Here is a 13,996-nt window from a genome sequence, read left to right as displayed (position 1 = left end):
CTCGTTGAGCCTTGCTTTTATCCCTTCACCGCGCCCGACGCGATACCGCGCACGAACCAGCGCCCCGACACGAAATAGATCGCGAGCGGCACGAGCGACGTGAGGATCGTCGCGGCCATGTTGACGTTGTAGAGCCGCTCGCCGGTGGTGGTGTTGATGATGTTGTTGAGCTGCACGGTCATCGGCAGGTTGCGGGTGCCCGCGAACACAAGGCCGAGGATGTAGTCGTTCCAGATGCCCGTGACCTGCATGATGACGGCGACGACGATGATGGGCACCGACATCGGCAGCATCAGTTGCGCGAAGATGCGCCAGAAGCCGCCGCCGTCGATGCGCGCGGCCTTGAACAATTCCTGCGGCAGCGACGCATAGTAGTTGCGGAACAGCAGCGTCATCACCGGCATGCCAAAGATCGTGTGGATCACCACGATGCCGGGCAGCGAGCTAAACAGATGCACCGTCGCCAGCACGCGCACCAGCGGATAAACCATCACCTGCACGGGGATAAATGCGCCCATGAGCAGCACCGCGAACAGCAGGCCCGCGCCACGCGGCTTCCAGAATGAGAGCGCATAGCCGTTCACCGCGCCCACGGCAATCGAAATAACCGTGCTGGGCACCACGATGCGCACCGAGTTCCAGAAGCCCACGCGGATGCCCGCGCATTCGAGCCCCGTGCACGCCGATGCCCATGCGTCCTGCCACGGCGCCAACGTCAGGTGACGCGGGAGCGCCAGCAGATGGCCGAGGCGGATCTCCTCCATCGGCTTGACCGAGGTCACGAGCATCACGTACAGCGGCAGCAGGAAAAACAGCGCAGCAATAATCAGGAATCCATAGATACCCAGTCGTGCGGGCGTGAAGCGCGGGCGTCGCGGTTTCCCCTTTGCGCCAGGCGCGCGGCGCACCACGCGCGGAATCGCCCCTGAGGAATCGGTCATTGGCGCGCTCATGCTCGTTCTCCTTTGCTGGCCATGCGGTTCCTCGCATACAGCACGGGCGCGAGAATCGCCAGCACGGTAGCGAGCAACACGATCGAAGCGGCCGAAGCCAGGCCGATGTTCGCGCGATTGAAGAGATAGTCCATGATGAATTTGCCGGGCACTTCGCTGGCCGTGCCGGGGCCGCCCTGGGTCATGGCGACGACAGCGTCGTAGAGTTTCACCACCATCACGAACAGCAGCACGAAGGCCGTGGACATCGAGGTCTTGAGCATCGGCACCACGATGCTGGCGTAGACGCGCCAGCGCGGAATGCCGTCGAGGCGCGCGGCCTTCCAGATTTCCTCGTCGATGCCGCGCAGGCCCGCGAGCAGCAGCGCCATCACAAGACCAGATGCCTGCCACACCGTGGCGATCACGAGCGTGTAGATCGCGAAGCGTTGCGAGACGATCCAGTCGAACTGTGCGTGCTCGAAGCCCATGTGCCGCAGCACCGCCTGCACGCCCAGCTCCGGGTTCAGGATCCACTGCCACACGAGGCCGGTCGCGACAAAGGACATCGCATAGGGATAGAGGAAGATCGTGCGCAACGCGCCTTCGGCCGCGACGCGCTGGTCGATGAAAATCGCCAGCAACAGCCCGATCACGAGACAGGCGACGATAAAGCAGACGCCATAGATCGCCAGATTCTGCAGCGACACGATCCAGCGTTCGGTGTTGAACAGGCGCACGTACTGCGTGACGCCGGCGAACGTGTTGGACGGCAGCGAGCGCGAATAGCTCATCGACACGCGCGCGGTCCACAACATCGTGCCCAGATAAGCGAACACGACCGTCACCGCCATCGGCAGCAGCGCGATCCACGCGGCGAGCGAGATGCGCCGCCGCATGGGACGCGCTGCACGCGCTTGCCGTTTAGACCGTTGTTTGGCTTCGTCCAGCTTGAGCGCGTACATGGGCACCTAGCTCTTGATCGCGGAGGCGAACGCCTTCTGCGCGTCGTCCACCGACTGGTTCTTGTTCCAGAAGTTGGTGATGACATCCTGGAGCGAGCCCTGCACATCGGGCGGAATCAGCATTTCCGGATTCGGCAACTGGCGCGCCTTGTCCTTCATGATGTTCATGCCCTCCTTCGCGCAGACATCGAAGCCCGAATTATCCACGTCGAGGCGAATCGGAATCGAGCCTTTCTTCTCGCTGAACGCGGCCTGCGGCTTGGGCGAGGTCATCACGGTCGCGAGGAGTTGCTGCGCTTTTACGGCCTGCGCATTGTCGGTCTTCGGGAAGACGAAGACGTCGCCCGCCACCATATAAGGCGAATTCGCAAAGCCGGGGAAGCAGCCGAAGTCCTTGCCCGCGACCTGCTTCGCGTTGGAGAACTCGCCCTTGGCCCAGTCGCCCATGATCTGCATGCCCGCCTTGCCCGAAATCACCAGCGCCGTTGCGTCATTCCAGTTGCGGCCCGGCGAGCCCGCATCCACATAGTTGTGCAGGCGCTTGAAGGTCGCGAGCACGTTCTTGAAGGCGGGCGAATTGACGGCGTTGGCGTCGCGGTCGCGATAGACCTTCATGTAGAGATTGCGGTCCATGTCGGCGAAGATCGCATCGAAGGTGATCTTCTCCTGCCATGGCTGGCCCCCCAGCGCGAGCGGAATCACGCCGGCCGCCTTGAGCTTGTCGAGATCGGCGAACAGTTCGTTCATGTCCTTCGGTTCAGCGGCGATGCCTGCCTTCGCAAACACCGGCTTCGAGTAGAAGAACCAGTCCTGCATGTGAATATCGACGGGCGCTGCGTAGAAGTGGCCGTTGACCTTGATCTGGTTGAGCACCGATTCGGGCAGGATGCCGTTCCAGTTTTCCTTCGCGGCAACCGCATCGACATTATTCAGGAGTCCCTGGTCGATGAGGTCGTGGAACTGCTTCGAGGTATTGAACTGCGCGGCGGTGGGCGGATCGCCGCCGACGATGCGGTTGATCGCCGTGGCGCGCGCCTGGTCGGCGCCCGCGATTGCGTTGTCGACCCACTGGCCGCCCGCCTGATCGTAGGCTTGCGCGAACTGCTTGATAGCGGCCGATTCGCCGCCCGAGGTCCACCAGTGAATCACATTGGCCTTGAGCGGCGCGTCGGCGGCCTGCGTAACGTGCGCGGCGAGCGCTCCGGCCAATGCCAGCGCGGCGGCGATGCCGCGCAGGACAGGTGCGTTTTGCTTCATTACGTCTCCTCCGGTTATGCCGGTTTTGTTTCCTGGTATATGAAGTCAAACAATCGCGGTGTAACGGGTGGCTGTGCGCGCGCGGTCCTGCGGCTTTTTACTTCCCCTGTTGACGCATTCTCGCGGCGCGCAGCCGGTACAGCAAGTCGATCAACTAGCCTGCGTGACGGGCCTGGCGCTCGGCGATAAAGCGCGCGATCAGCTCGGCGCTGCGCTTTTTGGTGCGCTTTTGCGTGTCGTAGTCCACGTGCACGACGCCGAAGCGCCGCTCGTAGCCAAACGCCCATTCGAAGTTGTCGAGCAGCGACCACACGAAATAGCCGCGCACATCGACGCCCTTCTTGATCGCCGCATCGACGGCGGCCAGATGGCGCTTGAGAAACGCGATGCGCTGCGTGTCGACGACTTCGCCGTCCTGCACGCTGTCGTCCGACGCCATGCCGTTTTCGGTGATGTAGATCGGCGGCAGCTTGTCGTAGGTGTCATGGAAGCCCACCAGCAGGTCGCGCAGGCCGTCCGGATGGACTTCCCAGCCCATCTGCGTGCGCTCCACATCAGGCAGCGGCACTTCGGTATAGCCGTGCGCGCCGTCACTTTTCACGTTGGTGCGGAAATAGTAGTTGATGCCGAGGAAGTCGAGCGGCGTGGCGATCGTCTTCATGTCGCCGTCGAGCACCAGTGGCTCCGTGCCGGGCCAGAGTTCGAACAGTTCGGCCGGATATTCACCCTTGAGCAGCGGGTCGAGAATCCATGCGTTGTGCTGCACCTCGAAGCGGCGCGCCGCGGTGATATCGGCGGGCGTGGGCGAATTGGGCGTGCCGCGCCCGACGTTCGCGACGATGCCCTTGGCCGATTTCGCGTCGTTGGCGCGCAAAACCTGCGTCGCCAGACCGTGGCCGAGCAGCAGATGATGCATCGCCTGGGTCGGATAGCGCGGGTTCGACAGGCCCGGCGCGTGATGGCCGTTGCCGTAGCCCAGATACGCGGAGCACCACGGTTCGTTGAGCGTCATCCACGCATCGACGAGGCCATTGAGTTCGCGGCTCATCAGGTCGGCGTAGTCGGCGAAACGGTATGCCGTGTCGCGGTTGAGCCAGCCGCCGCGGTCTTCGAGGTGCTGCGGCAGGTCCCAGTGATACAGCGTTGCGTAGGTCTGGATGCCCTGCTCTTTCAGGCGTTCGAGCAGGCGCTTGTAGAAGGCGATGCCCTTCGGATTCGGATGGCCCGACTTCTCCATCACGCGTGGCCAGGCGATCGAGAAACGATAGGCCTCGAAATTGAGGTCCTTGAGCAGATCGAGGTCGCCAGACCAGCGATGGTAGTGATCGCAGGCCACCGCGCCCGTGTCGCCGGCCAGCACCTTGCCGGGCGTCGCGCTGAAGGTGTCCCAGATCGACGGCAGGCGGCCGTCTTCAGTCGCGGCGCCTTCGATCTGGTAGGACGCGGTGGCCGCGCCTAGCAGGAAGTCGCGGCGCCAGAGCGCGGAATCGGGCGACGGCGTAAAGGCGTCGTCTTCGAGAATGGCAGTTGAGGCGGGCGAAGCGGCTGAAACGTGTGTCACGAAGGCTCCTGCGCGGGGTCTGGCCGGTGAGTGGACAGTATGGTCGTCCGTCTACCGGTGGTGGGAGTGGAAGCGCTTCCACAGCGCTTGAGGCGCACGATATCAGCCGCGAATTCTTACGGGCAATCAGGGTTTTTCAGGAGGCTTTTAAGTAGTTTCCGTGTAGGGCGCGCTCAAGCGAAAACGCCCGGCTCAGGAGTCTTCCTCCGCCGGGCGTTCGAATTGATGCGCGCTGAATTACGCGTCGGCGTGTGCGTCGAGTTCGGGATGTACGGCAGCGAGTGCCTCATGCAAGGTGGTGTAGAGATTTTCCGCGCCCACCACCGGCGTAATGCCGTGCCGATCCATATCCGCGCGCAGATAGCGGTTGACGCGCCCGAAAATCACCTTGACGCCGCTATTGCGCAGCGATTCGCATAATTCGTTGACCGAACGACCTGCCGAATAATCGACATCCGTAATCGCCGCCGCATCAATCACGAGCCAGCGTACCGGCGACGGCGCACCATCGATCAGACGACGGATATCGTCGACGAAAAAGTGATCGTTCGCGTAGAAAAGGTCGGCGCCGAAGCGGTAAACGATCAAGCCCGGCGACGTCATCTGACCGGCCTGTGCGGGCACCGGCATCCAGCGGCCCTCTTCGTTTGGCATCAGCACCATCGTATGCGGGCGGTAGCTGTGGCGCACGTGGCGCAGCAAAGACAGCGCAATGGCGATCAGAATGCCGTTCTCTACCCCGATCACGACCACGGAAATCGCCGTCGTCATCGCCAGACGGAATTCGCCGCGGCTTTCCGCGCGAATATCGATCAGTTGTCCGATATGAACCAGGCCGACTGCAATCGTAAAGACGATCGCGGCCAGCACGCAGCGCGGCAGATACTGGAGCCAGTTGCTCAGGAACAGCAGCACGATTACCACGACTGCCGCGAAAATCAGCTGCGCAAACTGGCTGCGCGCGCCGGCCGTTTCGCCCATCGCGGTTTGCGTGGGACTGCCGTTGACGACGAACGCGCCGCTAAACGCTGCCGTTGCGTTCGCCGCAGCCAGACCCAGCAGATTGCGGTCTTCGTCCACACGCTCGCCGTATTTTTCTGCGAAGGCGCGGCTCGTGGCGGCGCTCTGCGCGACGATGATGACGAAGCACGACGCCGCCACTTGCAGCAGGTCGATCATCTGAAACCAGCCCACGGCGGGAAATGCAATATGCGGCAGGCCGCCCGCCACGGGGCCGGTGATTGCAATGCCATGACCCGCGAAATCGAAGTGCGCGCTCGCGGCTATTCCGCCGATTACCGCAAGCAGCGGCACCGGCCAGCCCGGCCGCAGACGCTTGAAAACAAGGATCGTTGCGACTACTACGGCCGCAATCGCCAGCGTCTGCCAGTGGATCGCATTGAACTGCAGCACGATCTGCTTGATCTGCAACACTGTGCGCCGTGATGTGAACGGAATCCCCAGCATGTCGCCGAGCATCGCCACGCCCACCTGCACGCCCACGCCGGTCAGGAAGCCCACCAGCACCGTGCGCGAGAGAAAGTCTGCAAGAAAGCCCAGCCTGAAGATGCGCGCGAGTATCAGCAGCACGGCGGTGAGCAGCGCTGTCATGCCGGCCAGCGCGACGTATTCCGCACTGGAGGGCGACGCCATCGTGGAGAGCTTGCTGGCGAAGATCGTGGCCGTGGCCGAATCGGCGGCGACCACGAGGTGACGTGAAGCGCCGAACAGCGCAAACGCAATCAGCGGCAGAAAACCCGTGTAGATCCCGGTCACGGCGGGCATGCCCGCAATGCGCGCGTAGCCTAGCAACTGCGGGATATTCATCGAGGCGAGCATCACGCCCGCCTTCGCATCGCGCAACGCACCCGCGCGGGTCAGTGGTCGCAGGCCCCGGAACAGATCAAGCGCCATGGTTGCGTCCTTTCGATTCTTGCATCCGCATCGACTCCTCTGTGAATCCTTGATGAAAATCCGATTTTTCGATTAGCGTTGTATCTTAGCGCGGCCCCTCGCCACTGCGCTGCTGTGAAGGCAGGTGAAAGCTCGCATCGCTCTGCGCGCCGACAATAAAAAAGGCCAGCACTCAGGCTGGCCTTCGACTAACGCAGAACGGGCGTAGGCGCTACACCCTCACCGGCGGCGGTACGTAACGGCATTCATAACGCTTCCTGACGGTGCCGTTTTCATCGACGCTTTCGAGGTACACGTCGAACTGCCAGAGCCGCGCCATGTGCCGCAGCACTTCGTCCGTATCGCCCGACAGATGCCGGTTATCGCTCATGAAGTGACGCAGCGTGAGACTGCGGTCGCCGCGCGTATTCACCGACCACACCTGGATGTTCGGCTCGCGATGATGCATGTCGTACTGACGCGAGAGCGCCTGGCGCACGTACTGATAACCGCTGTCGTCGTGAATTGCCGAGACTTCGAGCGCATCGCGCATATCGTCGTCAAGAACCGAGAACAGACGCATTTCGCGGATCAGATGCGGCGACAGATACTGCGCGACAAAGCTCTCGTCCTTGAAGTTGCGCATGGCGTAATGCAGCGCCTTTAGCCACGGACTGCCCGCGAGTTCCGGGAACCACTTGCGATCTTCATCGGTGGGGTTTTCGCAGATGCGGCGAATGTCGCTCATCATCGAAAAGCCCAGCGCATACGGATTGATGCCGCTGTAGTAGTGCTTGGTGACGGGCGGCTGATAGACCACATTGCTGTGCGAATGCAGGAACTCCATCATGAAGCCGTCTTCCAGCTTGCCCTGCGCGTACAGCGTGTTGAGCAGCGTGTAATGCCAGAACGTGGCCCAACCTTCATTCATCACCTGGGTCTGGCGCTGCGGATAAAAATACTGCCCCACCTTGCGCACGATGCGAATGACTTCGCGCTCCCACGGTTCGAGCAGCGGCGAGTTCTTTTCCGCGAAATACAGCAGGTTTTCCTGCGGCTCGGGCGGGAAACGCTCGTCGTATTCCTCGGCGATGGGCTGTTGCGCCTTCGGCAGCGTGCGCCACAGTTCATTGACCTGCGATTGCAGATACGCCTCGCGTTCGCGGCGCATGGCGGCCTCGCGTTCGAGCGAAAGCTTTTGCGGCCGCTTGTAGCGGTCGACGCCGTAATTCATCAGCGCGTGACACGAATCGAGCAATTCTTCCACGCGATCGAGCCCGAAGCGCTCCTCGCATTCCGCGATGTAATTCTTCGCGTAGACGAGGTAGTCGACGATCGCGTGCGCGTCCGTCCAGAGACGGAACAGATAATTGCCCTTGAAAAACGAGTTGTGGCCGTAAGCCGCGTGCGCGATCACCAGCGCCTGCATCGTCATGGTGTTCTCTTCCATGAGATACGCGATGCAGGGATTCGAATTGATGACGATCTCGTAAGCGAGACCCATCTGGCCCCGGCGATAGCTTTTCTCGGTGGAGAGAAAATGCTTGCCGAACGACCAGTGGCGATAGTTGACCGGCATGCCAACGGAGGCATACGCATCCATCATCTGCTCGGCGCTGATCAATTCGAGCTGGATAGGATAAGTGTCCAGTTCGTATTGCTCTGCAACATGCGAGATGTGCGTGTCGTATTCCTCGATCAGATCGAAGGTCCAGTCGGACGGGCACGGCAACGGCCGTCTGTCGGCTACGTTCATATGCACTTCCCTCTTCTCGGCAACTGGCTCGGCATCGCGCCCGGAATGTTTGCGCTCGCCTGGGAGGGTGTGTGCGTCGGACCCGGGCGCCTCTGAGCGCGCAGATCCGTCCACCTGTCCCCCCATTTCCGCAGCGGCTTCGTGACCGGCTTGCCGATCCGCCTGTTGCCCGGTCCCATCGCCGCCCTTTTTTCGGCGCTCCGGCTCATAGCCGCGCGCCTCGTTGTGCAGGTGGCGTGTCGTCATGAATGCTCCACCTGCTTTTCGAACAGCTCCCGGAAGACCGGGTAGATATCCGCCGCGGTGTCGACCTTCTTCATCGCCAGCGCGGGCTCGGTGAGCGCAAGTTGAGCGTACTCCAGCCAGAGGTTCTGCTCTTCCGGCGTCACCTGAATATACGCAAAATAGCGCACCTTAGGCAGGATGTCATCCGCGAGCAGCTTGCGGCACTTCGGCGAATCGTCGGTCCAGTTGTCGCCGTCCGACGCCTGCGCGCCATAGATGTTCCAGTCGCTCGGCGAATAACGGTCCTCGATCACTTTCTTCATCAGTTCCAGCGCGCTCGATACGACCGTGCCGCCGCTTTCCGTCGAATGGAAGAAGGTGTCCTCGTCCACTTCCTCGGCGCGCGTGTGGTGACGGATGAAGACCACTTCGATCTTCTCGTAGTTGCGCTTGAGGAACAGGTACAAAAGGATGAAGAAACGCTTGGACAGATCCTTGCGCTGCTCGTCCATCGACCCGGACACATCCATCAGACAAAACATCACGGCCTGACTGGATGGCTGCGGCTGCTTCACACGATTCACGTAACGCAGATCGAACGGATCGATAAACGGAATGCGCCAGATGCGGCCGCGCAGGTGATGGATCTCGTCTTCGAGAATCTTGATATCGTCGCGACGATCGGACGTATCGGACATCAGCGCTTCGAGCTGCTCTTCGAGCGCATGAAGCTCGTTGACGAGCGGCGCACCCAGCGCGATCCGACGGCCGAGCGCGCTGCGCAGCGAACGGACCACGTCGATGTTGTTCGGCGTGCCTTCGGCAGCCCAGCCCGCGCGGATGCTCTTCCACGTGGGGACGGCCATCAGATGGGTTTTGACGAGGCGCGGCAGTTCGAGGTCGTCGAAGAAGTACTGCATGAACTCTTCGCGCGAGAGTTCGAACACGAAGTCGTCCTGACCTTCGCCTTCGTTGCTCGCCTGACTGCCGCCACCGCCTCCGCCGCCTTGCGGACGCGGAATGCGATCGCCGCGGATGTAGTCCTCGTTGCCGGGGTGAACCATTTCGCGCTTGCCGCCGGGGCCGTGCCGGAACGACGGTTCGGCAATATCCTTGCGCGGAATGGTGATGCTCTGATTGCTTTGAATGTCTTTGATGCTACGGTCACGCACCGCTTCCGAGACGGCGTGACGAATGTAGTTTTTCACACGGCGCAGAAAGCGCTCGCGGTTTGCAATGCTCTTGTTCTTGCCGGCCAGCCTGCGGTCGATGATTTGATGAAGCACATCCAGTCTCCCGCTCCAGTTTGGAATGGGCGAGGTGCGCAGTCTGGGATGCCGTGCCTGCCGCGTTCACCCGCTCGCGGCTGCGTGGCCTGCGCCCTGCCGGAGTTTCCTTTTGCGCCGCCGCAATGTCTGTGCGGCGGCGCAGCAGGAAGGTAAAGCCTCTGCGTTCATGACGACTTGCGCACACGCAGATACCAGTCGCAAAGCAACCGGACCTGCTTCGGCGTATAGCCCTTCGCGACCATGCGGTTGACGAAGTCTTCATGCTTGCGTTGCTCTTCCGCCGATCCTTTTGCATTGAACGAAATGACCGGCAAAAGTTCTTCCGTGTTCGAGAACATTTTCTTCTCGATCACCACGCGCAGCTTCTCGTAGCTGATCCACGCCGGATTCTTCCCGGCATTGGCCGCACGCGCACGCAGCACGAAGTTCACGATCTCGTTGCGGAAGTCCTTCGGGTTGCTGATGCCCGCGGGCTTTTCGATCTTCTCCAGTTCGGCGTTCAAGGCCGCGCGGTCGAAGCTCTCGCCCGTGTCGTGATCGCGGAACTCCTGGTCCTGAATCCAGAAGTCGGCGTACGTGACATAGCGATCGAAGATGTTCTGACCGTATTCCGAATACGATTCCAGATACGCGGTCTGAATCTCCTTGCCGATGAACTCGGCGTAACGCGACGCCAGCACGTCCTTCACGAACGACAGATACTTCTGCTCGGTTTCCGGCGGGAACTGTTCGCGCTCGATCTGCTGTTCGAGCACGTACATCAGATGCACCGGGTTCGCCGCCACTTCGGTCGAATCGAAGTTGAACACGCGCGAGAGAATCTTGAAGGCGAAACGCGTGGAGACGCCATTCATGCCTTCGTCCACACCGGCGAAGTCGCGATATTCCTGATACGACTTGGCCTTTGGATCGGTGTCCTTGAGATTCTCGCCGTCGTAGACCTGCATCTTCGAAAAGAGGCTGGAATTCTCGGGCTCCTGCAAGCGCGTTAGCACCGACATCTGCGCCATCATCTTCAACGTGCCCGGGGCGCAGACCGCATCGGCCAGCGACGAATTGCGCAGCAGCTTCTCGTAGATCTTCATCTCTTCCGAGTAGCGCAGGCAGTACGGCACCTTCACCACAAAGATCCGGTCGAGCAGTGCTTCATTGTTGCGGTTATTGCGGAAGGCCTTCCATTCCGACTCATTCGAGTGGGCCAGAATGATGCCGTTGAACGGAATCGCGCCGAAGCCTTCGGTGCCCTTGAAGTTGCCTTCCTGGGTGGCCGTGAGCAGCGGGTGCAAGACCTTGATCGGCGCCTTGAACATTTCGACGAATTCGAGCAAACCCTGATTCGCGAGACACAGGCCGCCAGAATAGCTGTAGGCGTCCGCATCGTCCTGCGCGTATTGCTCGAGCTTGCGGATGTCGACCTTGCCGACCAGTGACGAGATGTCCTGATTGTTCTCGTCGCCCGGTTCCGTCTTGGCGATACCGATCTGACGCAGGATGGAGGGATAGCGGCGCACCACGCGGAACTTGCGGATGTCACCGTTGTACTCGTGCAGGCGCTTGACCGCCCACGGGCTCAGGATGCTCTTGAGATAACGGCGCGGAATGCCGTATTGCTCTTCGAGGATGGGACCGTCTTCGTCGTAGTCGAACAGACCCAGCGGCGACTCGTTCACGGGCGAGCCCTTGATCGAGTAGAACGGCACGCGTTCCATGAGCTGTTTGAGACGCTCGGCGATGGAGGATTTGCCGCCACCCACAGGGCCAAGCAAGTAAAGAATCTGCTTCTTTTCTTCGAGTCCTTGCGCCGCATGGCGGAAGTACGCGACGACCTGCTCGATCACGTCCTCCATGCCATAGAACTCGCGGAAAGCGGGATACACCTTGATGACCTTGTTCGCAAAAATGCGCGACGTGCGCGGATCATTGCGGGTATCGATCTGTTCTGGTTCCCCGATTGCCGTCAGCATGCGTTCGCCAGCCGTGGCGTACGCGCTGGGATCTTCTTTGCAGAGCGCGAGATACTCCTCGAGCGAGAGTTCCTCTTCTCGCGTTTTTTCGAAGCGGGTCGCGAAGCTGCTGTAGATATCCATGCTACCTCCTCGCCGAGATCTGCGACCGATGTCGTGCGCGGCGCGCTAATCGGAAACGACATCGCTCGAATTCATCCTAAACCCTTTTGAATTTTTTTTCACACATAAATCGCGCCTGATTCAGGGACGATTTGAGTGCTTGGAGCTTACGACAACTACGTCTTACAATGATCTTCCCCGCCCTCGCAAGTTTCACGCCGCACACTGCAAACCATTGCGAAGGACTTCGACGTTCGAGCAGCACGACCGCAGTGAAACCGCGCGTCAACTCTCGCTGCCCACTCCCCTACGTACTGCGCACTGCTTCTTTCCAACAACGCATGGCCGCACAAGCCGTGTACACGCCGCAACGATTTTTACTGCCACATTTGTAACAAGTCGCGCGCATCGTTCGTACAACAGGACATCGTCGATCCCGCGTGCATCGCGACTTCATCGGCTGCGCATTTTTTCTCGTTTTACGCGTCGTATTTGCGCGCGTCGGTGACCTGCCGCGCATTTATTCGTGCATCTGCACAGACGCTGGCGATGCGTTGTTACACCCGCTTCTGCCCCTATCGTCAGTAGTGGCTTTCTCGTATGCCCCGGCTGCGTGCATGCGCGAAAAATGACACGCGTGACAGCCTCGTTAGCGCCGGTAGACAAACAATCAGGCCAACGAAAAGCTCACCAGCAGTCCACCAGCAGCGCACCAACAGCCCACCAACGCAAAACGGCCATCGCACGTGATGCGCGATGGCCGTTGCAGTGATGTGGACGCATGCGAAGCCTGCGTCGCGCATCGTGTTACACGAACTCGATCTCGACTTCGCCGAAGCCGTCGATATGCCCACGCAGCAGACCCGGGCCTTCGATGCGGTGAGCCCCTACGTAGGAACCCGTGGTAATGGTCCACTCGGGCTCGATGGTGATGCCCATCGCCGCGCAATGATTGACGAACCACACCAGCAGTTCGCGCGGATCGCCTGCGGGATTACCCGGCGCTTCCGGCACGAGCGAAACGCCGTCGAAGCTCAGTTCGAGTTCGGGCGCGACGAAGTCGAGTGCGCGCGCGAGCGTGCTATAGGGCTGGGCGTGGCCCGTCACCAGCGCACCGTTGTTCTGCGCGTCGGCGAGCTGGGCCAGCGGGGCGATATTGGGCCATTCGGCATAACGGCTATCGACGATTTCGATGGCGGGCAAGACCTGCCCCACCAGCGCGAGCACTTCGTCGCGCGCATAGGCGTCAGGACGCGGTGCGACCGGCTCGGCGAAGCGAAAGGCGATTTCCAGTTCCACCAGCACGCGGAAGAAATGCTGGCGCTCGATGCGTGCGGGCGAGGCGTGCACCAGCGTGGCCGGAATCGGCGCACCGGAGGCCGCGCCGCCGGGCGAGCGCGCGCCGATCTTCCAGGCGCCCGTGGCGGTGCCGAGGCCCGCGATCACGGCCTGCTGGATCGCATAGGCCGTGGCCGCGTCGGGCGGAAGACTCTCGGGCGGCAGCGTCTCGATCAAATGATGGCGGCGGCGCGCCGTCACGAGGCGTTGCACGAGATCGTCACGTGTCATGTCTGGGTCCTTGTTGTACGTTCGCATGCTGGCCGCCTGCTCGCGATCGGGCGCGGCCTGACCGGCATGTTGTCGTCATGTCGCGTTGCGGCGCTGCACCGCTGCGCCGCCCGATTACTGTCACGGCAATGCGGCGCGCCCTCCCTGGCGCCCGTTCGTGACCGCATTGCCGCCCCTGTGAATCCTGTTTGACTGTGCCGCTGTGCGTTCGCGTCAGCGGTTTGCGCAGCCGCTCAGGCTGCCGTCACAGCGCTTGTGCCGTACTGGCGTCGCGCTCTCGCGCCTTGCAGGGCTTGAGGCGCAGCGCAGTGTACCGTGCGTGCGTAGCCGCGCGCATGACACGAACCACAATGTACCGTAACCGATCGGCCACGGGGCGGGCCGGGTTCATCCGCGTTCTGCGCAGGCAAAAAAAGCCGCTGCAATGCAGCGGCCTTCATTCGTCCGGCATGAAATGCCCGTATTCGTCTTAGGTTCCGGAAA

9 protein-coding genes are annotated in these 13,996 nt (G+C 61.3%); all 9 read right to left on the bottom strand.

Translation table 11 applies throughout. The features are described 5' to 3' along the window. Positions 1-17: 17 nt before the first annotated feature. Complete coding sequence (locus tag F3J17_RS34400; RefSeq protein WP_167070043.1) at positions 18-953, bottom strand: carbohydrate ABC transporter permease; 936 nt, start codon at positions 951-953, stop codon at positions 18-20. Next, on the bottom strand, positions 950-1,897 hold the full coding sequence (locus F3J17_RS34395) for a sugar ABC transporter permease (RefSeq protein ID WP_167070041.1): 948 nt from the start codon (positions 1,895-1,897) through the stop codon (positions 950-952). The genes F3J17_RS34400 and F3J17_RS34395 overlap by 4 nt, the downstream gene beginning before the upstream one ends. Before the next feature lie 6 nt (positions 1,898-1,903). Next, on the bottom strand, positions 1,904-3,154 hold the full coding sequence (locus F3J17_RS34390) for an ABC transporter substrate-binding protein (RefSeq protein WP_167070039.1): 1,251 nt from the start codon (positions 3,152-3,154) through the stop codon (positions 1,904-1,906). 154 nt (positions 3,155-3,308) lie between these two features. Beyond that, a complete protein-coding gene (locus F3J17_RS34385) occupies positions 3,309-4,715 on the bottom strand; it encodes a GH1 family beta-glucosidase (protein ID WP_167070037.1) in 1,407 nt (468 codons plus the stop codon). Positions 4,716-4,952: 237 nt separating this feature from the next. Continuing rightward, positions 4,953-6,629: a SulP family inorganic anion transporter gene (locus F3J17_RS34380; RefSeq protein WP_167070035.1), complete on the bottom strand. Its 1,677-nt coding sequence runs from the start codon at positions 6,627-6,629 to the stop codon at positions 4,953-4,955. A 211-nt stretch (positions 6,630-6,840) separates the two neighbouring features. Further along, positions 6,841-8,610, bottom strand: coding sequence for a SpoVR family protein (locus tag F3J17_RS34375; protein WP_167070033.1), 1,770 nt, complete (start codon positions 8,608-8,610; stop codon positions 6,841-6,843). Further along, a complete protein-coding gene (locus F3J17_RS34370) occupies positions 8,607-9,875 on the bottom strand; it encodes a YeaH/YhbH family protein (RefSeq protein ID WP_167070031.1) in 1,269 nt (422 codons plus the stop codon). The genes F3J17_RS34375 and F3J17_RS34370 overlap by 4 nt, the downstream gene beginning before the upstream one ends. Positions 9,876-10,042: 167 nt before the next feature. Continuing rightward, positions 10,043-11,965 (bottom strand): PrkA family serine protein kinase, encoded by a 1,923-nt coding sequence (locus tag F3J17_RS34365; protein ID WP_103703772.1) that lies wholly within the window; start codon positions 11,963-11,965, stop codon positions 10,043-10,045. 786 nt (positions 11,966-12,751) lie between these two features. After that, positions 12,752-13,513, bottom strand: a complete 762-nt coding sequence (locus F3J17_RS34360; RefSeq protein WP_167070029.1) for a hydratase — start codon at positions 13,511-13,513, stop codon at positions 12,752-12,754. Positions 13,514-13,996 lie beyond the last annotated feature (483 nt).

The sequence above is a fragment of the Burkholderia sp. Ax-1719 genome (genome assembly GCF_011753055.1).
In the GTDB taxonomy this organism is placed as follows: domain Bacteria; phylum Pseudomonadota; class Gammaproteobacteria; order Burkholderiales; family Burkholderiaceae; genus Paraburkholderia.
This window is presented reverse-complemented; position numbering and strand designations above follow the sequence as displayed.